The 18,475-nt window shown below is 72.7% G+C and carries 16 protein-coding genes; 12 read left to right on the top strand and 4 right to left on the bottom strand.

What is annotated here, in order from left to right; translation table 11 throughout:
* Nucleotides 1-32: 32 nt before the first annotated feature.
* Nucleotides 33-980, bottom strand: a complete 948-nt coding sequence (locus tag EW117_RS09650; protein ID WP_129786092.1) for an NmrA/HSCARG family protein — start codon at nucleotides 978-980, stop codon at nucleotides 33-35.
* Between the two features lie 141 nt (nucleotides 981-1,121).
* Here EW117_RS09650 and EW117_RS09645 point away from each other — a divergent pair, with 141 nt between their 5' ends.
* From EW117_RS09645 to dtd, 4 genes are all read left to right on the top strand, one after another.
* The gene (locus tag EW117_RS09645) at nucleotides 1,122-1,589 is read left to right on the top strand and encodes a MarR family winged helix-turn-helix transcriptional regulator (RefSeq protein WP_129786090.1); all 468 of its coding nucleotides are present in this window, start codon (nucleotides 1,122-1,124) and stop codon (nucleotides 1,587-1,589) included.
* Nucleotides 1,590-1,751: 162 nt separating this feature from the next.
* A complete protein-coding gene (locus EW117_RS09640) occupies nucleotides 1,752-2,087 on the top strand; it encodes a DUF2516 family protein (RefSeq protein ID WP_242504197.1) in 336 nt (111 codons plus the stop codon).
* A 35-nt stretch (nucleotides 2,088-2,122) separates the two neighbouring features.
* Complete coding sequence (locus EW117_RS09635) at nucleotides 2,123-3,175, top strand: asparaginase (protein WP_129786416.1); 1,053 nt, start codon at nucleotides 2,123-2,125, stop codon at nucleotides 3,173-3,175.
* On the top strand, nucleotides 3,172-3,597 hold the full coding sequence (gene dtd / locus EW117_RS09630) for a D-aminoacyl-tRNA deacylase (RefSeq protein WP_129786088.1): 426 nt from the start codon (nucleotides 3,172-3,174) through the stop codon (nucleotides 3,595-3,597). The genes EW117_RS09635 and dtd overlap by 4 nt, the downstream gene beginning before the upstream one ends.
* A 4-nt stretch (nucleotides 3,598-3,601) precedes the next feature.
* Here the strand turns inward: dtd and EW117_RS30130 are convergent, their stop codons facing one another.
* Nucleotides 3,602-5,587, bottom strand: a complete 1,986-nt coding sequence (locus EW117_RS30130; RefSeq protein ID WP_242504196.1) for a helix-turn-helix transcriptional regulator — start codon at nucleotides 5,585-5,587, stop codon at nucleotides 3,602-3,604.
* A gap of 450 nt (nucleotides 5,588-6,037) precedes the next feature.
* Between EW117_RS30130 and EW117_RS09620 the strand changes: the two genes are divergently transcribed.
* The 6 genes from EW117_RS09620 (at nucleotide 6,038) to EW117_RS09595 (ending at nucleotide 14,736) form a co-directional block, all read left to right on the top strand.
* Entirely contained in the window at nucleotides 6,038-7,729 is a 1,692-nt protein-coding gene (locus EW117_RS09620; protein ID WP_165362618.1) for a glycosyl hydrolase family 18 protein, read from the top strand.
* A gap of 158 nt (nucleotides 7,730-7,887) precedes the next feature.
* Nucleotides 7,888-8,439 carry an RNA polymerase sigma factor gene (locus EW117_RS09615; protein ID WP_129786084.1) on the top strand — a complete coding sequence of 184 codons (552 nt, stop codon included), beginning with the start codon at nucleotides 7,888-7,890 and terminating at the stop codon, nucleotides 8,437-8,439.
* A gap of 103 nt (nucleotides 8,440-8,542) precedes the next feature.
* Nucleotides 8,543-9,493 (top strand): hypothetical protein, encoded by a 951-nt coding sequence (locus tag EW117_RS09610; RefSeq protein WP_129786081.1) that lies wholly within the window; start codon nucleotides 8,543-8,545, stop codon nucleotides 9,491-9,493.
* A gap of 84 nt (nucleotides 9,494-9,577) precedes the next feature.
* Nucleotides 9,578-10,021 carry an OsmC family peroxiredoxin gene (locus EW117_RS09605; protein ID WP_129786079.1) on the top strand — a complete coding sequence of 148 codons (444 nt, stop codon included), beginning with the start codon at nucleotides 9,578-9,580 and terminating at the stop codon, nucleotides 10,019-10,021.
* A 162-nt stretch (nucleotides 10,022-10,183) separates the two neighbouring features.
* Complete coding sequence (locus EW117_RS09600) at nucleotides 10,184-13,303, top strand: FAD-binding and (Fe-S)-binding domain-containing protein (RefSeq protein ID WP_129786412.1); 3,120 nt, start codon at nucleotides 10,184-10,186, stop codon at nucleotides 13,301-13,303.
* 113 nt (nucleotides 13,304-13,416) lie between these two features.
* On the top strand, nucleotides 13,417-14,736 hold the full coding sequence (locus EW117_RS09595; RefSeq protein ID WP_165362617.1) for a serine hydrolase domain-containing protein: 1,320 nt from the start codon (nucleotides 13,417-13,419) through the stop codon (nucleotides 14,734-14,736).
* Nucleotides 14,737-14,740: 4 nt separating this feature from the next.
* On the opposite strand, the gene EW117_RS09590 is transcribed toward EW117_RS09595, so the two are convergent.
* The gene (locus EW117_RS09590; protein WP_129786075.1) at nucleotides 14,741-15,070 is read right to left on the bottom strand and encodes a cupin domain-containing protein; all 330 of its coding nucleotides are present in this window, start codon (nucleotides 15,068-15,070) and stop codon (nucleotides 14,741-14,743) included.
* 101 nt (nucleotides 15,071-15,171) lie between these two features.
* Between EW117_RS09590 and EW117_RS09585 the strand changes: the two genes are divergently transcribed.
* A complete protein-coding gene (locus EW117_RS09585) occupies nucleotides 15,172-15,786 on the top strand; it encodes a nitroreductase family protein (RefSeq protein WP_129786073.1) in 615 nt (204 codons plus the stop codon).
* Nucleotides 15,787-15,878: 92 nt separating this feature from the next.
* Here the strand turns inward: EW117_RS09585 and EW117_RS09580 are convergent, their stop codons facing one another.
* A complete protein-coding gene (locus EW117_RS09580) occupies nucleotides 15,879-16,862 on the bottom strand; it encodes an aldo/keto reductase (RefSeq protein WP_129786071.1) in 984 nt (327 codons plus the stop codon).
* 85 nt (nucleotides 16,863-16,947) lie between these two features.
* On the opposite strand from EW117_RS09580, the gene pdxR reads away from it, so the two are divergent.
* The gene (gene pdxR / locus EW117_RS09575; protein ID WP_129786069.1) at nucleotides 16,948-18,474 is read left to right on the top strand and encodes a MocR-like pyridoxine biosynthesis transcription factor PdxR; all 1,527 of its coding nucleotides are present in this window, start codon (nucleotides 16,948-16,950) and stop codon (nucleotides 18,472-18,474) included.
* Nucleotide 18,475 lies beyond the last annotated feature (1 nt).

Below are 18,475 nucleotides of genomic sequence, written 5' to 3'. Positions count from 1 at the left end.
TCGCGCGCTGACTCGGGTTTACTTGCGCTGGCTCAGAGGGCGGCGAAGGCTTCCTTGTGCTCGGTGAGCCATGCGGTGAAGGTCTTGAGCTGCGGGTTGAGCTTGCGGACCTCGGCGAGGTCGCGGCGGCCGGTGAACTCGTCGTCGAACTCGGCGTAGAACTGGAACATGTTCCCGATGTCTTCGGCGCCGGGGAATCCGGCTGAGCGGAGGCCTTCGAACGGGACCGGGTAGTAGTGGACCGGCTCGCCGAGGAGCTGGGAGAAGGCCGCGGCGTACTCGGCACCCGTCAGGTGCTCGCCCGCGATGCTCACGGTTTCGCCGACGAGTGCCTCCCCACGCTTGAAGATCCCGTGGGCGGTGCGCCCGATGTCCTCGGAGGCGATCCCGGCGAGCTTGCTGTCGGCCATCGCCATGGCGAGGACCAGGCTGCCGTCCTCCTGGCGCTTGGGCGGGAAGATGCTGAGGAAGCCGTCCCAGTAGAACGTGGTCTGCAGGAACGTGGTCGGCACGCCTGCATCAACGAACAGGGCGTTGGCCTCGCCCTTGACGTCGAAGTGCGGGACCTTGTACTCACCCATCAGTGTGGGCATCCGGTCGTCGTCGAGCGGCACGGACTTGCGCGTGTCCTCCAGGGTCGACCAGATCGCGTGCTCGATGCCCGCCGTCTTGGCGGCCTGGGCCAGGTTGCGGGCCTGGGTGTACTCGCGCTCCGGTGAGCCGTGCTCCCAGAAGTTGGTGACGAAGTACGCCCCGTAGGCGCCGTCGAGAGCCTTGGCGACGCTGGCCTCGTCGTCAAGATCGGCCGTGACCACCTCGGCGCCGAGTCGAGCGAGTGCCTGGGCCTTGTCGGAGCCCGGGTTACGGGTGAGCGCGCGGACGGTGAACTCGGAGCCGTGGTCGGCGAGGATCGCGTGAGCGAGCCCGCCACCCTGAGCCCCGGTCGCTCCGACAACTGCGATGGTCTTCTGCTCTGTCATGTTCGTTTCCCTTGCCGGGTGGTGACCGTGTAGATGTCACGTCATCTAAATTCTCGAGGAAATAGATGACGTGTCATCTGGTTGATCTGCCGACCGTAGCACCGGATAGATGATGTATCAACTACCGGTAGACTGGGCGCCATGAGCAACGACGTCCCGTGGCTGAGCGCGGAAGAGGAGCGGTCCTGGCGCGCCTTCATCCACTTGTACCAGAAGCTCACGAGGCGCCTGGGCGCCGACCTGCAGGCGCAGTCGGGTCTGTCCGGTGCTGACTTCCAGATCCTTGTGGCGCTCACCGACGTCCCTGGTGGCCGCGTGCGGTTTCAGGACCTCGCGGAGGAGATCGGCTGGGAGCGGAGCCGCCTGTCGCACCAGGTGGCCAGGATGATCAAGCGCGGCGTAGTGGCCCGCGAGGAGTGTGCCGAAGACGGTCGCGGCGCGTTCGTCGTGATCACTCCCCAGGGCCGTGAGGTCATCGAGGCCGCGGCACCCAAGCACGTGGTCACGGTCCGGCGGCTGGTGGTCGACGCCCTCAGTCCCGAGGACCTCGCGACGCTCGGGGAGATCTCGAGCCGCCTCCTCGAGCAGATGGACAGCGACCCGCGATAGCGGCCGCCCGGCGCGCCGCCGGCTGACAGACCCCAACACGCGTCGCACCATCGACTCCCTCCTCGGCCTGAAAGGCGAACGCCGATGAGTGACAGCACAGGACCTGCGGCGGTGCGGCACGGGCTCGGGCAGCGACCCGAGTCCGTGCCGTAGGCTCGCGGCGTGGGATTCTTGCAGTGGTTCGTGATGGCCGCACTCGCGCTCGTGGTCTTTGTCGTGCAGGTCGTCGCGTTCGTCGACGCCGCACGCCGACCGGACAAGGGCTACCGGGCCGAGGGCCGGGTGCCGAAGGCCGGCTGGCTGGCAATCCTGGGCCTCGCCGCGGCCCTGGGCTTCCTCGGCCTGCCGCAGGGCTGGCTGCAGGGCGGGTTCATGTTCGGCTCGTTCCTCAACATCATCGCCGTGGCGCCCGCGATCATCTACTGGGTGAGCGTGCGCCCGCGCCTGCAGCCGTACGGCACGGGCAACAGGCCGCGCGGCCCGCAGAGCGGCTGGTGACGGCGCACATGCCGTCCGGGCGGGCCGCGTCGACGATGCCCCGGACCGGCAGCCCGGCGTCCGGCAGCGTGCTCGACGACGCCGCGCCGCTGGCCGAGGTGATCCGCGGCGACCTCGTGGAGTCGGTGCACCTGGGGCACCTCGTGGTGCTGGACCCGTCCGGGCGGCCGGTCGTCCAGGTGGGTAACGCGACCACGCCCGTCTGGCCGCGGTCGTCGCTGAAGCCGGTGCAGCTCGTCGCGATGCTGCGCGCGGGCCTGGAGCTGCCGGACCGCCTGCTCGCGCTGGCCGCGGCCAGCCACAACGGCGAGTCGTTCCACCTGGACGGCGTGCTGCAGATCCTCGGCTCCGTGGGCCTGGGCTCCGGCGCGCTGCAGAACACGCCGGACCTGCCGATCTACCCGCCGGCCGCGCTCGAGTGGCACATGGCGCCGCACAACGGCGGGCCGGGCCCGGCGTCGCTCGCGCAGAACTGCTCGGGCAAGCACGCGGCGATGCTCGCCACCTGCCTCACGCAAGGCTGGGACATCCAGACCTACCTGTCGCCCGAGCACCCGCTGCAGCGCGCGATCCGCGCCACCATCCTGGAGATGACCGGCGACGCGGAGGTGGTCATGCGGACCACCGTCGACGGCTGCGGCGCGCCCCTGTTCTCCACGACGCTGCTGGGCCTGGCGCGCGCGTTCTCGACCCTGGGCGCCGCGCCCACCGTCGACGTCCGCTCGCACGAGGCGCGTGCCGCCCGCGCGATCTCCGCGCACCCCGACATGCTGGGCGGCACGGGCCGCGACGTCACGCTCGCCATGCAGGCCGTGCCGGGTCTGGTCGCGAAGGACGGCGCCGAGGGCGTCTACGCCGCAGGCCTGCCCGACGGCTCCGCCATCGCGTTCAAGGTGCTCGACGGCTCCGCACGGGCCCGTCCGGCGATCCTCGCCGCCGCCCTGCGCGCCGCGGGCGCGGCCGGACTGCCGGGCGTGTATCCGGGTGGCCTCGACGGGCTGGGTCGTGTGCCGGTGCTCGGCGGTGGACGTCCGGTCGGCGAGGTCCGGGCGGTCTTCGCCGACGCCTACACCGAAGGCCACCGATGAGGGCGGTGCTCCAGCGCGTCACCCGCGCGTCGGTGGTGGTCGACGGCGAGGTGGTCGGCGCCATCGACAAGCCCGGGATCCTGGCGCTGGTCGGCGTCACGCACGACGACGGCGCGGCCCAGGTCGAGACGATCGCCCGCAAGATCGCCGACCTGCGGATCCTGCACGACGAGCAGTCCGTGGCCGACGTCGGCGCGCCCGTGCTCGTCGTCAGCCAGTTCACGCTCTACGGCGACGCCCGCAAGGGGCGCCGCCCGACCTGGAACCAGGCGGCGCCCGGGCCCGTGGCGGAGCCCCTCGTGGACGCCGTCGTCGCCGCGCTCCGGGGACGCGGGCTGACGGTCGAGACCGGGCGGTTCGGCGCCGACATGCAGGTCGAGCTGGTCAACGACGGCCCGGTGACGATCCTCCTCGAGGCGTAAACCCTCAGCCCCGCAGCGCCAGCACCGCAAGCTCGGTGCGGGAGCGCACCCCGAGCTTGCGGAAGACCCGCCCCAGGTGCACCTCCACGGTGCGCACCGACACGTAGAGGGTCGCGGCCACCTGCCGGTTGGTGCGGCCCTGCACCACCAGGCGTGCCACATCGAGCTCCCGCTCGGTGAGCAGGCCGTTCCACTGTCCGCACAGCTCCTCCTGCCCGAAGGCGGGGTCTCCCGCCGTCTCGCCGGACGCTTCGGCCGAGCCGTCGGCAGGGCCCGTCCCTCCCGGAACGGCCCCCGTCCCTCCGGCGGTCGAGCCTGTCGAGACCCGGCCCGCCGGCACGAGGCCCGGCGTCTGCAGCGCCTGCCCGGCGATGTGCTCCCAGGCCTTCGCGCCGGACTCCTCGAACAGCTCGTGCGCGCCGAGCAGGTGCGCGGCGGCGTCACCGGGCAGGCCGAGGCGCGCGAACGCGCGGGCGGCGACCAGCTCGGTGAGCCCGCGCTCGAACGTGGAGCCCACGCGGAGCGACGCCTCCACCGCCCGCTCCCGCGCCCGGTTGACGCCGGAGGCGTCGGCGAGGGCGAGCTCGGCGCGCGCCAGGTCGAGCCGGCGCCGGCGTACCGGGCCGCCCGGCGTCTCCGTCCCCACGGACGGCAGCACGCGGAGCCGTAGGCGCTCGTGCGAGCGGCGCGCGGCCCGGTCCTGGCCGGCGAGCACCAGCAGCTCCACCGGGTCGGGGGTGGGCAGCCAGAGCCGGCGCAGGTCGTCGCCGCCGCGTTCGGCGGCGAGCCCGAGCAGGGTGGCCGCCTCGACCCAGCGGCCGTCGAACACGGCGGTCTGGGCGCGGTCGCCGAGCGTCGCCGCGCGCACCACTGGCGCCACCTGCCCGGGCACCGACGCCTCGAGCGCGGCTGTCGGCCGGCTCAGGTGTCCGTCCCGGACCAGGTCGAGGCGACGCGCGAGCGCGATGCCGAGCCCGCCGAAGGCGATGGCCACGGGGAGGCGTTCGACGGCGTCGCCGAGCACGGAAGCCGCCTCGGTGATGTCGCCGAGGCGCAGGGCCAGGTACGACTGTGCCACCCGCAGGTGGGCCTCCGCGAGCGGCGTCATCGCCTCGTCGGGGCCGTCGAACCACCAGCCCGGCGGACGCGCCGGGGCCAGCTCCGCGACCTCGGACAAGATCGCAACCGCGTCCCCCGGGGCGCCGTCGAGCAGGCGGATCGTCCTGCGCGCGGCGGCGATCGCCGCGCGGTCGGGCCCGCAGGCGTCGTCGGGCAGCACGGCGTCGGGCCGCCCCTCCAGGAGGGAGAGCGCTATACCCAACGGGCGTGCGGCGTCGGGCGCACCGCTCGTGGACCCGTTGCCGGACGGGTAGGTGGCGCGGCGGAGGTGCGCGACGGCGTCGTGCACGTGCCCCGCCCACAGCGCGGCCCGGCCGGCCACGGCGAAGGCGCGTGCCCGCACCTGGTCGGTGCCGTGGCTCGCGGCCTCGCGGGCCACCTCGTGCGCCCGGTGGACATCGCCTCGCGCGAGGTGCTGGTCCGCGAGCTCGACCAGGCCGTCGGCGAGCAGCGGATCACCCGCGAGGGTGCTCAGGGCCGTGTGCCACATCGCGATGAGCGGCTCGTCGGCCTTGCGGTGCACGTCGGCCAGCGCGACGTGGGCTGCGGTGCGGGTGGCGAGGTCGGCGTCCTCGTGCACGATCGAGCGGATACGCGGATGGTGAAACCGGAACCGGCCGCCCACGAGGTGCAGGTGGCGTCCGGCCGGGCCGGCCATGAGGATGTCGATGTCGATGCCTGACGCGGCGAGCAGCACCTCGGTGCGGTCCACCACGGCGACGGCGGCGATGAGCAGCACCCGGCGGGCGTCGTCGTCGAGGCCGAGCGGGCCTACCGCCTCGCGGACAGCGCGCGCGGCGGGGAGCGGGTCCGGCATCAGCGCCGTCCCGAGGAGATGCTCTTCGTCGAGCATCCGGGCTGTCTGGTCCACACATCCAGGTTCGTCACCCACCACTCGGCTGAGCTCGCACGCGACGTGGGGTGCCACGGTGCGGTCACCGAGGGAGAGCGGAAAAACGACTTGCAGCGGCAGCGCGGTCATCGTCGAGCCTCCCGGATTCGTTCACGGTGCTCGCAAGTATGACCGTCAGAGGTTTCACCCGCATCAACCTGAGGGCATGACTTTTGCTGCGATACGGCGTGCTACCTGCGATCCTGTCCCGCCGCGGTGGCCGAGTTACCTGATACCGCAGCAGGTTGTTTCGGCAGCAAAGGATGCATGCCGAAAGATCCACGCCTGGGCGGCCGGGTTCCACTACGTAGTCCTACCGTGTGGAATTCCCTTATTTCCCCTTAACGCAGGTTTCCTTACTTTTAACGGAGCGTGACCCAGCGCGACCCCGTTACCGGAACAGAGCGACCGGACCAGAGAGGGAAGACGATGGACTCGACGTACGAACCGCCGTCAGGCATCAGCAGGACGGGCCGACGAATCCTCGCGGGGGTGGCCGCGCTCGCCGTGGCGGCCTCCGCCGCCGTGGCCGGTGTGGGCCTGCGGGACGCGAACGCGGCGGAGCCCGCGCCGGCGGCCGCGGCCGCCGGCGAGGCGAGCGCCGCCTCCGCGATCAACGGCTTCCGCAGCGTCGGCTACTTCGCCCAGTGGGGCGTGTACGGGCGTGGGTACCAGGTCAAGCAGATCGACACGTCCGGCGTGGCCGACGAGCTGACCCACATCAACTACGCCTTCGCGAACATCCACCACCAGAACCTCGAGTGCTTCGAGGCCAACAAGGCGCAGGGGGAGGGCCCTAACGGGTCCGACGGCGCGGGCGACGCCTGGGCCGACTACGGCATGGGCTACACGGCCGCCAACTCGGTGTCCGGCGCGGCCGACAGCTGGGACCAGCCGCTGGCCGGCTCGTTCAACCAGCTCAAGCAGCTCAAGGCCAAGCACCCCGACCTCAAGGTCATGATGTCGATCGGCGGGTGGACCTGGTCCAAGAACTTCTCGCTGGCGGCCGCGACGGACGCCTCGCGCGAGAAGTTCGTGTCGAGCTGCATCAACATGTTCATCAAGGGCAACCTGCCGGTCATCGACGGCCGTGGTGGCGCCGGTGCCGCCGCGGGCGTCTTCGACGGCTTCGACATCGACTGGGAGTGGCCGGGTTCGCAGAACGGCAACGTCGGCAACCATGTCGACGAGGTGAACGACGCGCGCAACTTCAAGCTCCTGCTCGCCGAGTTCCGCGAGCAGCTCGACGCCCTCGGCGCGACGACGGGCAAGGACTACGAGCTGTCCGCGTTCCTGCCCGCCAACCCCGCCGACATCGAGGACGGCGGCTGGAACGACCCGGAGATCTTCGAGTATCTCGACTTCGGCAACGTCCAGGGCTACGACCTGCACGGCGCCTGGGACCCGGCCCTGACCGGGCACCAGGGCAACCTTTACCACGACCCTGCCGACCCGCGGGAGCCTGCGCGGCAGTTCAGCGCCGACCTGGCCGTGCAGTCGTACGTGGACGCCGGGATCGACCCCGCGCAGGTCGGCCTCGGCCTCGCGATGTACGGGCGCGGCTGGACCGGCGCGACGTCGTCCGAGCCGTGGGGCACCGCAACTGGTCCGGCCTCAGGGCAGTGGGAGGCGGGTATCAACGACTACGACGTCATCAAGAACGTCGGCACCGGGCACTACGACGCCGAGCTGGGGGCCGCCTGGCGGCACGACGGCAACACCTGGTGGTCGTACGACAACACGCAGTCGGTCACCGCGAAGGCGAACTACATCCGGGAGCAGGGCCTGGGCGGGGCCATGTGGTGGGACCTGTCGGGTGACCGCTCCGGCACGCTGACCGGCGCGCTGCAGGGCGTACTCGGCACCGGGACGCCGGGGCCCGTGGAGGACGGCGGCCCGACCGACCCGACCGATCCGCCCACGGACCCGCCGACCGACCCGCCGACCGACCCGCCGGGTGAGGCGTGCGCCTCGGCGGCCTGGAGCGCCTCGGCGGTGTACGTGGGCGGGAACACGGTGTCGCACGGCGGGCACGAGTGGCGCGCCAAGTGGTGGACGCAGGGCGAGACGCCGGGCACCACCGGTGAATGGGGCGTATGGCAGGACCTCGGCGCCTGCTGATCCCCCTTGCCGAGGTAGGACTGTGGCGAGGTAGAACCCTGGCGAGGTGGGACCGTGCACCTGCTGCGCTCCTACCTCGCCACAGTCCTACCTCGCCAGGGTTCTACCTCGCGTGGGTCGGGGTGCAAGGAACCTGGCATTCACGACAGAGTGGGGGCGTGGACGACAGCCCCGGCGCCCCCCACGAGCCGCCGCACGACCGGCCCGCGCACGACGAAGCCTGGTTCAGCGCGCTCTTCGACGCGCACTCGCGAGCCCTGTACTCGTACTTCGTCCGTCGGCTGCCCGACGGCGGCCGCGCCTCCGACGCCGAGGACCTCGCCGCCGAGGTGCTCGCCACCGCGTGGCGCCGTCGTGATGACGTGCCCGACGGCGCGGAGCTGCCGTGGCTGTACCGCACCGCCGGCTACGTGCTGGCGAACCACCGGCGCAAGATGCGGGCGCTGCCCGTCGCGATCGTTCCCGACGAGCCGGACGACGTGGACCCCGCGACGTTCGCCGCCTCCGACGACGCCGTGCGCAGCGTGCTGGCCACGCTATCGGCGCGCGACCGGCGCATCCTGTTGCTGGTCGCCTGGGACGGGCTGTCCGGCGACGATCTGGCCCGGGTGCTGGGCGTCTCGCGGGGTGGTGCCGACGCGGCGCTTTCCCGCGCCCGGGCCCGCCTCCGCGACGCGTGGGACGCCCACGAGCAAGCGGTGGACGCATGAGCACATGTAGAGGGTGTGCACGGCGGGCAGCTGGGCACGGCACACGGCACGGCCAACGGCACGGAACGCGGCACGGCGCGGGGTACGGCAAGGAGGGACTGCGATGAACGAGCACGAGCGACTGGGGGACCCGGCGTTCGACCGCCTGGCGGCGGCGGACCCCGCGAAGCGCGCGCCCGAACCGGTCCAGGGCGTGCTCCGGGCCAAGGTGGACGCGCTGATCGCCGAGCAGACCGAGCAGGGGCCGGCCGGCGGCGCGGAGCGTGGCACCGCCCGACGCGAGTCGGCCGGGTCCGCGGAGCCCACCGAGCCCGCCAGCCGCGAGCGGGCGGACGAGCTCGCGCTGCGGCGGCATCGGCGTCGGGCGCCGTGGCTGGTCGCGGCTGCCGTAGCCGGGATCGTCGCGGCGGGCGGAGGCGGCTACGTGGCCGGGGAGTCGGGACTGGGGTTCTCACCGACGGCGGACACGGCTGCCGAGAGCACGACCGAGCAGGCGCCGTCGGTCATGGGAGAGCCGGAGGGCGCCGACACCGAGGGCGATGCCGAGCCCGGCGCCGAGGACGCGACCGAGGACGACAGCGCGGCAGCGACCGGAGGCGTGCAGCCGCTCCACGCCACGGGTGACCTGCCGACGGCCACCGGGGTCGTGTTCCACGCGGGCGCCGCGCTCTCGGACCGGCCCACGACGGCGGAGGTGCGCGTCGCCGGGGCGGGCGGCGAGAGCCTTGGCTCGTATCCGGTGGTCAGCGAGGTGGAGGCGGTTGACCGGCTGGGCGACCCGCGGTTCGCCGGCGCGGTGCTGGGCTGGTCCCGGCAGGGCTCTGCGCAGGACGAGGCCGGACCGCCAGCCACGAGGACCACGCCCGCGCCGGGCGGTCCGGTGGCGTGGCCTGTCGAGGACGTGACCATCGTCTCGGCGGCCCTCACGGAGGCGCGCTACACGCTGTCCGACGGCGCAGTGCTCCTCGTTCCCGCCTACGACCTGACCGACGAGGACGGCAGCCGGTGGACCGTCATGGCCGTCGACGAGGAGCTGCTCGACTTCGCACCGTGACGCGTGGGCGGTGACGCGACTGCCCGGCGGGCGTCATAGGGTCGGGCACGCAGGGTATTCATCCGGATGACCAAGGAGAGCACCATGGCAGTACGCACCGCCCGCACCGCCTGGAACGGACCCTTCCAGGAGGGTTCGGGCCAGGTCGAGATGTCGTCGTCGGGTGTCGGGACGTTCGACGTGTCCTGGCCGTCCCGCATCGCCGACGAGGCCGCGGGTGTCACCAGCCCCGAGGAGCTCCTCGCGGCGGCGCACTCATCGTGCTTCACGATGGCGTTCACCAACGAGCTGGGCCAGGCCGGTGCCACGCCGGAGCAGATCGAGGTCACGGCCGATGTGACGCTCGGGCCGGACCCGGCCGGCGGCGTCCGCGTCACCAAGAGCGCGCTGACCGTGCGCGGGTACGCCAGCGGTATCGACGAAGCCGGCTTCAAGGCGGCCGCCGAGGCGGCCAAGAGCGGCTGCCCGATCTCGAAGGCCCTCACGGGCGTCGACCAGATCACGATAGACATCACGTTCGAGGGCTGACCCCCGCTCTGTTGAGTGCTGGGTATTTGTTGGTTTCGTAGCCAGAAAACCGCGAATACCCAGCACTCGACGGCTGGTCGGACAGGTGCGCGGGGCGCCGCCTTGGGGTGCGAGAATCGCTGGGTGCCATCGCAGACCCCCGACGCCCCGTCCCGGAACGGTATGAACGACGACGAACGCGTTGCGCACGGCTCCACGGGCCACACCGCTGACGACGCCGAGGCCGCCCGCGCCGCGCGCGAGAAGGCCGAGGCCCGCGCCGCCGAGGAGGCGGAACGCCGCCGCGCCGAGAGCGAGGAGCGGCGCAAGGCCGCGCGCCGGGAGGCGGACCACGCCGCCGAGGCCGCGCGCGACGCCGTCGCCGACGCGCTGCGCACCGCAATAACCGGCGTCGTCGATATGAGCACGCGCCGTCGCGCCGAGTACTCCACGGACGCGTCCAACTACCGCGTGGTCCCCGAGGGCGTGCTCTTCCCGGAGACGACCGACGACGTCGTCGCGGCGCTCCAGGTGCTGCGCGAGCTCAAGATCCCGATCACGGCACGCGGCGCCGGCACGTCGGTCGCCGGCAACTCGGTGGGGCCCGGTGTCGTGCTGGACCTGGGCCGCAACCTCAACCGAGTGTTGAGCATCGACCCCGCGGGCCGCACGGCGCGCGTCCAGCCGGGCACGATCATGTCCACTCTCCAGGGGGAGGCCAAGGCGCATGGCCTGCGTTTCGGCCCCGATCCCAGCACCCAGAACCGCGCGACGCTCGGCGGCATGATCGGCAACAACGCGTGCGGCCCGCACGCGGTCGCGTACGGGCGCACCGCCGACAACGTGGTCTCGCTCGACGTGATCGATGGCTCCGGACGCCGGTTCACCGCGGGCTCCGGGGACCCCGAGTTCACCGCCGTGCCGGGCCTCAAGGAGCTCGTCCGGGACAACCTCGCGCTGATCCGCACGGAGTTCGGCCGGTTCGGGCGCCAGGTGTCGGGCTACTCGCTGGAGCACCTCCTGCCCGAGAACGGCTCCAACCTCGCCCGCGCGCTCGTGGGCACGGAGGGCACGCTCGTCACTGTCCTGGAGGCGGAGCTCAACCTGGTGGAGACGCCGGGCGCGCCGACGCTCGCCGTCCTCGGTTACCCCGACATGGCCACGGCCGCGGACGACGTCCCGCGCCTGCTGGACCACAAGCCGCTCGCGATCGAAGGGCTGGACGCCCGCCTGGTCGATGTCGTCCGGCGCGCCAAGGGTGCGGAGTCCGTCCCGGCGCTGCCCGACGGCGCGGGCTGGCTCATGATCGAGGTCGGCGGCTCGTCGCAGGCCGAGGCCCTGGGCCGCGCGGACGCGATAGTCGCGGTGTCGACGGCGCTCGACTCCGTGGTGCTGCCCGCCGGGCCGGACGCCACCAAGATGTGGCAGATCCGGGCCGACGGCGCCGGGCTCGCCGGCCGCACGCCCGCCGGGGAGCAGGCATGGCCCGGCTGGGAGGACTCGGCGGTGCCGCCCGAGAAGCTGGGGCCGTACCTGCGCGACCTGCAGGCGCTCATGGACCGGTACGGCGTCGACGGCCTGCCGTACGGGCACTTCGGCGACGGGTGCGTGCACCTGCGGATCGACATCCCGCTGGAGACGTCGGGGTCGGTGCTGCGTACCTTCATGACCGAGGCGGCGGAGCTCGTCGCGAGCTATGGCGGGTCGCTGTCCGGCGAGCACGGCGACGGCCGGGCCCGGTCCGAGCTGCTGCCGCTCATCTACTCGCCCGAGGCGATCGCGCTGATGGAGCGGTTCAAGGCCCTGTTCGACCCGAAGGACCTGCTCAACCCGGGTGTCGTCGTCCGGCCGCGGGCCGTGGACGTCGACCTGCGCCGCCCTCAGGCGGAGCCAGTGCGTACGAAGCTGCCGATGGCGGGCAAGGGCTCCGCGCACGGCGTCCGGCGCAAGGCCGGATACGAGGGATTCTCGTTCGCGCACGACCACAACGACCTGTCGACGGCGGTGCACCGCTGCGTGGGCGTGGGCAAGTGCCGGGCCGACACGTCGGCGTCGGGCGGCTTCATGTGCCCGAGCTACCAGGCGACGAAGGACGAGAAGGACGTGACCCGCGGGCGCGCCCGCGTGCTGCAGGAAGCGGTCAACGGAACCCTCGTCGGCGGCCTGGCGGCGCCCGAGGTGCGGGAGTCGCTGGACCTGTGCCTGTCCTGCAAGGCGTGCTCGAGCGACTGCCCGGCCGGCGTCGACATGGCGCAGTACAAGTCGGAGGTGCTGTACCGCACCTACCGCGGCAAGCTGCGGCCCGTCGACCACTACGCCCTGGGCTGGCTGCCGCGCTGGGCCCGCCTGGCCGGCGTAGTCCCCGAGCTGGTCAACCGCCTGCTGGGCGTGCAGTGGATCGGCAAGGCGGTGCTGTGGGCGGGCGGCATGGACACGCGCCGGTCGATGCCGAAGTTCGCGGAGGTCCCGTTCCGCCAGTGGTGGGCGCGGGGCGGGGCGACGCACGGCGTGCCCGGGCTGCCCGTCGTGGCCGAGGAAGGCCTCGGCGTGCCGGGGCGCGAGGGGGCCACCGCGGCCCGGCTCGCGACCAAGCCCAAGGTCGTGCTTTGGACCGACTCGTTCAGCGACTCGCTCTCGCCGAGTGTGCCGCAGGCGGCGCTGAAGGTGCTGACTTCCGCGGGGTTCGACGTCATCGTGCCCGACGAGCAAGCATGCTGCGGCCTGACCTGGATCTCGACGGGGCAGCTCGACGGCGCCCGGCGCCGCCTGCTCAAGCTGCTGGAGGTGCTCGGGCCGTACGCCGTGAACGGCATCCCGATCATGGGGCTGGAGCCGTCCTGCACCGCGGTGCTGCGCTCCGACCTGCTCGACCTGTTCCCGGACGACCCGCGCGCCCAGGCCGTCGCGCGCATGACGCGGACGGCGGCCGAGCTGCTGACCTCTGACGACGTCCCGGACGAGTGGGAGATGCCCTCCCTGGCGGACGTGTCCGCGGTGGTGCAGCCGCACTGCCACCAGCACTCGGTGATGGGGTACCAGGCGGACCAGAACCTGCTGGAGAAGGGCGGGGCGCAGATCGAGGTTCTCGCGGGCTGCTGCGGCCTGGCCGGCAACTTCGGCATGCAGAAGGGGCACTACGAGACGTCGGTGGCGGTCGCCGAGAACGCGCTGCTGCCCGCGCTGCGGGACGCCGCCCCCGGGACCACCTACCTGGCCGACGGCTTCTCCTGCCGCACGCAGGCGCTGGACCTGGCGGGCGTGGAGGGCAAGTCGCTGCTGGAGGTCATCGCGGACCGGCTGTAGGTCGCGCTGCCGGAACTCCTTCCTCGGGTGGAGGGGCTTCCGTCCGGTGGGTGATCCGTGGGGCGGCGTCCGTCGCCAGGATGGGAGCACCGCCGAGACGAAGGAGACTCCCCATGGATCGCACAACCCGCCGGGCAGCGCTCGCCCTGAGCGCGACCCTGGCGCTCGTGGCGCCGCTGGTCGCCGCCGGTTCCGCGCACGCCGTGAGCACCGCCGACCGGCCTACGCCGTCCGCCACCGCTGATCTCCCGGACCCGGTTGCGGCCGACGTCCCCGAGATCATGCACGACGTCGTCAGGGACGCTGCCCGCGATGCCCGGCGCGACGTCGCCACGAACAGGGCGCTCGCGCAGGGCACGAAGATCTCGGGTGCCGAGCTCGATGCGGCCCTGGACGCCCTCGTGGCCGACGGCGCCATCGGGGTGACGGCGCGCGTCGAGAAGGGCGCCCGCACCTGGAGCGGTGCCGCGGGGAGCAGAGAGCGCACGGGTGACGCGCCCGCCAAGCCGGGTGACCGGTTCCGTGTGGCGAGCAACACCAAGCCGATGATCGCCACCCTGGTCATGCAGGAGGTGGAGAAGGGCACTTGGACCCTCGACACCCCGGTGGAGGACGTGCTGCCCGGCGTCATGCCGGCGGGCGTGACGATCGAGCAGCTGCTGAGCCACCGCTCCGGCGCACCGACGGCAACCGACTGGATCCTCGCCTCGCGGATGACCGACCCGGAGTCGTTCGACGAGTTCTTCGCGGTGATGGATCAGGAGGTCACCACTGCCGACTACGTCGAGGCACTGCGGTCCGCGCCCTGGGTCGGCGAACCCGGGGCCAAGTACTCCTACTCGAACGCGGGATTCGTCGTGCTCGGCATGATGCTGGAGGAGGTCGCCGGGCGCAGTGTCGAAAACCTGCTGCAGTACCGGGTGTTCGCACCGGCCGGCATGTGGCAGAGCGCCTACCCGGACGACCCGGGTGTGTACGGGCCGTTCCTCCACGAGTCGGCGTACACGGGTCCGGAGGGCGCCGGCTGGTACGACCTCGATCACTGGGACCCGAGCCTGTTCGGCGCTTCCGGTGCGGTCACCAGCACCACCGAGGACCTCGCCGACTTCACCGAGGCACTGGTCACCGGGCGGCTGGTCGACGCGGAGACCACCGCCGACATGCTGGAGCCCCGCACCGTGGACCAGGAGGACGCTCCCGAGTACGGCCTGGGCGTCTACCGCGTCCCGGACCCGTGCGTCCCCGGCGGCTGGCTCTACGGGCACGACGGCGGCTCGTACGGCACGATGTCCATCAACCTGACGTCGCCGGACGGCGAGCGGCAGGTGTCGATCGGCATCACCGGGAAGGACCTCGTCTACCCCGTGCTCACGGACGAGCCGCTGTTCGACCCGACCGCCCTGCTGACGCTGATGATGCGGGAGACCTGCTGACCGTTCACTCGAGCCACTCGGTCTCGAACCGGTCGTTCGCGTGGATGTGGACCGCCTCGTAGAGGTCGGCGCCGAGGGTCCGGAACTTGTGCGGCACCATCGCCTGGACGACGAGGATCTGGCCGCCCACGGCCTCGAACTCCTTGCCGTCCACGGTGAACAGGGCCCGGCCGGACCGGATCACGAAGGTCTCGGAGTAGGGGTGCCGGTGCAAACGGGGGCCCGTCCCGTCCTGGGCCACCCGCTCGAAGATGACGGAGATCTCCGAACCGTGGAGGTATCCCTCGAAGTTGCCGTGCGGCAGCGCTGCCTGCTCGATCGCCTGGAGAGTCATACGTTCAGGCTGGCGGGCGCGCTGCCGCACGGCAACAGGGTTCGCGGGTCGCCGAAGGTAGCCGGGCCGGAGGCCGCAGGGTCCGGGTCGAGAATGGGCCCATGGAATTCCAGGACGTCGTCCGCAAGCGCCGGATGCACCGCAAGTTCACCGACGAGCCGGTGTCGGCCGAGTCCGTCGATCGCATCACGCGCAACGCCGTCCGCGCCCCCAGCGCCGGGTTCAGCCAGGGCTGGGCGTTCGTCGTGCTGGAGACGGCGGCCGACCGGGAGCGGTTCTGGGCGGCGTCCACGCCGCAGGCCGAGGAGCGCTCCGGCCGTGACATGTCGGGCTGGCTCGCCGGGATGCGGACCGCGCGGGTGATCGTCCTGGCGCTCGCCTCCAAGGAGGCCTACCTGCGGCGGTACGCCGAGAAGGACAAGGGCTGGACGGACCTCGACGAGGCCCGCTGGCCGGTGCCGTTCTGGCACATCGACGTCGGCATGGCATCGCTGCTCATGCTGCAGACCGCCGTCGACGAAGGGCTGGGCGCGTGCTTCTTCGGCGTCCCGCCCGAGCACGTGGCCGCCGTCCGGGCCGAGCTGGGTATCCCGGACGAGTTCGAGATCACCGGCGTCGTCGCGATCGGGCATCCGGCCGTCGGCGGCGCCAAGGGCTCGCCCACCCGCCGCCCCCGGAAGCCCCAGGAAGAGGTGATCCACCGAGGCGGCTGGTGACAAAGCTTTGGTTGTGGGCGTGATCGTTGCGCCTAAAACGGGCGCGTAGTCGCAACGATCACGCCCACAACCAAGAAGGTCGGGCGGGGAGGTCAGGCCGCGTCCAGGCGGGCGCGGATCTCCTCGTCCAGGATCAGGTCCGCCGCGCCGAGGGCCTCGTCGAGCTGGGCCACGCTGCTCGCGCCGAACACCGGGATCACAGGCACCTCGCCGCCCAGGAGCCAGGCGAGGGCCACCTGGTTCGGCGTCGCCCCGAGCTCGGCCGCCACGGCGCGCAGCTCCGCGATCCGCGCCCGGGACCCGGCGTGGTCCGCCCCGTTGAAGAGCGACTTGTCGTCCCGCGTGAACACCCCCTGGTGCAGCGGGGAGTACGCCATCACCGTGAGCCCGGGGCGGCCGGCAGTACCCGTGGACGCGGCATAGCCGAGCAGCTCGGGCGTGGCCCAGTTGGTTCGGATCGGCTGCGGCCGCGGGTACACGTAGCTGTAGCTCTGCTGCACCGCGCCGTAGGGCGCGACGCCCAGCCGTGCGGCGGTCTCCCGCGCCTCGACCACCCGCCAGAGCGCGACGTTCGAGATGCCCGGGATGCCGACCACCCCTTCGTCGACGAGCTTGCCGAACGCGCCGACCGTCTCCTCGAGCGGCGTCTCCAGGTCGTCGACGTGCCCGTACAGGAGGTCGATGTGGTCGATGCCCAGGTGACGCAGGCTCTCGTGTGCCTCCCGGTCGATGGTCGAGGCGGCCAGCCCCTGGTAGTTGGTGGGCGGCGTGTTCGACAGCGGCAGGTTCGGGTCCTTCTTCGCCGCGCCGAGCTTGGTCGCGATCCGCAGGTCGTCCCGGTTGCCCCGCGCGGCGAGCCAGCGGCCGAGCACGTCCTCGGAGTCACGGCCGTAGCCGCCGACCCAGGCGTTGTAGTTGTTCGCCGTGTCGAGGAACGTGCCCCCGGCCTCGACGAACCGGTCCAGGATCGCGAACGACGTCTCCTCGTCGGTCCGCGTCCCCATGAACATGGTGCCCAGGCACAGCGTCGACACCTCGAACGACGTGTGCCCGTTGTCCAGCGTGCGGTACTGCATGGTCAGCTCCTTCGGCTCGTCCCGGGCCTCCGCCCGGCACCCACCACGCTAGGCAGCAATCGGTCTGGTGCTACGGTCCAATGACATGGCACCGGACCAGACCAATTCCGCGGACGAGGTGCTGATCACCCTCGCGCCCGGCCCGGGCGCGCTCCGGCACCGGCTGGAGCAGGCGATCCTCGAGGACATCGCCTCGGGCCGCCTCGCCCCGGGCACGGCCCTGCCGCCCAGCCGGATTCTGGCGGACGCCCTCGGCATCTCCCGCTGGGTGGTCACCGAGGCGTACGGGCACCTGGTGGGCAAGGGAATCCTGGAGGCCCGCACGGGTTCGGCGACCCGGGTCGCGGCGCCCGTGCCCGACGGCGTCGCGGGCACGCAGGCGGACGTCGCACCCGCGCGCCCGGGCACGGGTGCCCCGACGACGGCGGGCGCAGGGCCGCCGTCGGACCCAGGCCTGGAGCGCGCCGCTCAACGCGCCACCCACGACCTCGCGCCCGGCGTCCCCGACCTGCGGCACGTGCCCCGCGAGGCCTGGCTGCGGGCGGCCCGGGACGCGCTCGCCGAGGCGACCAACCAGGACCTGGGCGGGCAGCCGGCCGCGGGGCACCCAGCGGCGCGCGCCGCGGTGGCGACCCACCTGCGGCGCGCGCGGATCATGTCCGGACCGGACGGTGCCGTGGTGCTCACCCGCGGCGCCACCGACGGCATGTCGCGGATCACCGCCGCGCTCGCCGACGCCGGGCACACCCACCTGCTGGTCGAGGACCCGAGCTGGGCCCCGCTGCGCGACGTCGCCGCGGCCGCCGGCCTCACCCCGGTCCCGGTCCCCGTGGACGACGCCGGGATCGCCACGGAAGAGCTGCGCGCCGCGGCCGAAAGCACGGGCGCCCGCGCCGTGCTGATCACCCCGGCGCACCAGTTCCCGCTGGGTGCCGTGCTGTCGGACGACCGGCGGGCGGTGCTGCTCGCCTGGGCACGCGAGGTTGACGGGCTCGTGATCGAGGACGACTACGACGCCGAGTTCCGCTACGACCGCCGGCCCGTGCCCGCACTGCAGGGGCTCGACCCCGACCGGGTGCTGCTCCTCGGCTCGACGAGCAAGACGCTGGCGCCGGCGTTCGGGATCGGCTGGATGGTGGTGCCGCAGCGCTGGCGCGCCGCGGTGCTCGAGGTCTCCGTCCGGCGCGGACCCACCCCGGGCCCTGCGACGCTGGACCAGCTCACGCTCGCGCGGTTCGTCGCCGGCGGCGCGTATGCGCGGTACCTGCGCGCCGCCCGCACCCGCTACGCCCGACGCCGCACCGCTCTCCTGGCCGCCCTCGGCCGCGAGCTGCCCGGCGCGCCGGTCGGCGGGATCGCCGCCGGGATGCACGTGACGGTCGACCTGGCCCGGGTCGGCCTGCCCGGCGTCGACCCGGCAGGGCTCGACGCCGCCGCCGTCGTGCGGGAGGGAGCCGCGCGCGACCTCGCGCTGGTCGACCTACGGCGGTACCAGGCGGCGCCGTCGGCCAGGTCGACCGTGCTCGTGGTGGGCTACGGCAACCTGGCCGACGCGCGCCTGGAGGAGGCGGTCCGGACCCTGCGCGCGGCGGTCGAGGCCGCCGCGCGCTGAC

This window comes from Promicromonospora panici (genome assembly GCF_900608595.1).
GTDB classification, from domain to species: domain Bacteria; phylum Actinomycetota; class Actinomycetes; order Actinomycetales; family Cellulomonadaceae; genus Promicromonospora; species Promicromonospora panici.
The sequence above is the reverse complement of the archived record's forward strand: the minus strand, read 5'-3'. Positions and strand labels throughout refer to the sequence as shown.

Coding starts and splice junctions, on each gene's coding strand:
- EW117_RS09650 (WP_129786092.1), bottom strand. CDS start 980: ATGACAGAGCAGAAGACCATCGCAGTTGTCGGAGCGACCGGGGCTCAG.
- EW117_RS09645 (WP_129786090.1), top strand. CDS start 1,122: ATGAGCAACGACGTCCCGTGGCTGAGCGCGGAAGAGGAGCGGTCCTGG.
- EW117_RS09635 (WP_129786416.1), top strand. CDS start 2,123: ATGCCCCGGACCGGCAGCCCGGCGTCCGGCAGCGTGCTCGACGACGCC.
- dtd (WP_129786088.1), top strand. CDS start 3,172: ATGAGGGCGGTGCTCCAGCGCGTCACCCGCGCGTCGGTGGTGGTCGAC.
- EW117_RS09620 (WP_165362618.1), top strand. CDS start 6,038: ATGGACTCGACGTACGAACCGCCGTCAGGCATCAGCAGGACGGGCCGA.
- EW117_RS09610 (WP_129786081.1), top strand. CDS start 8,543: ATGAACGAGCACGAGCGACTGGGGGACCCGGCGTTCGACCGCCTGGCG.
- EW117_RS09605 (WP_129786079.1), top strand. CDS start 9,578: ATGGCAGTACGCACCGCCCGCACCGCCTGGAACGGACCCTTCCAGGAG.
- EW117_RS09600 (WP_129786412.1), top strand. CDS start 10,184: ATGAACGACGACGAACGCGTTGCGCACGGCTCCACGGGCCACACCGCT.
- EW117_RS09595 (WP_165362617.1), top strand. CDS start 13,417: ATGGATCGCACAACCCGCCGGGCAGCGCTCGCCCTGAGCGCGACCCTG.
- EW117_RS09590 (WP_129786075.1), bottom strand. CDS start 15,070: ATGACTCTCCAGGCGATCGAGCAGGCAGCGCTGCCGCACGGCAACTTC.
- EW117_RS09585 (WP_129786073.1), top strand. CDS start 15,172: ATGGAATTCCAGGACGTCGTCCGCAAGCGCCGGATGCACCGCAAGTTC.
- EW117_RS09580 (WP_129786071.1), bottom strand. CDS start 16,862: ATGCAGTACCGCACGCTGGACAACGGGCACACGTCGTTCGAGGTGTCG.
- pdxR (WP_129786069.1), top strand. CDS start 16,948: ATGGCACCGGACCAGACCAATTCCGCGGACGAGGTGCTGATCACCCTC.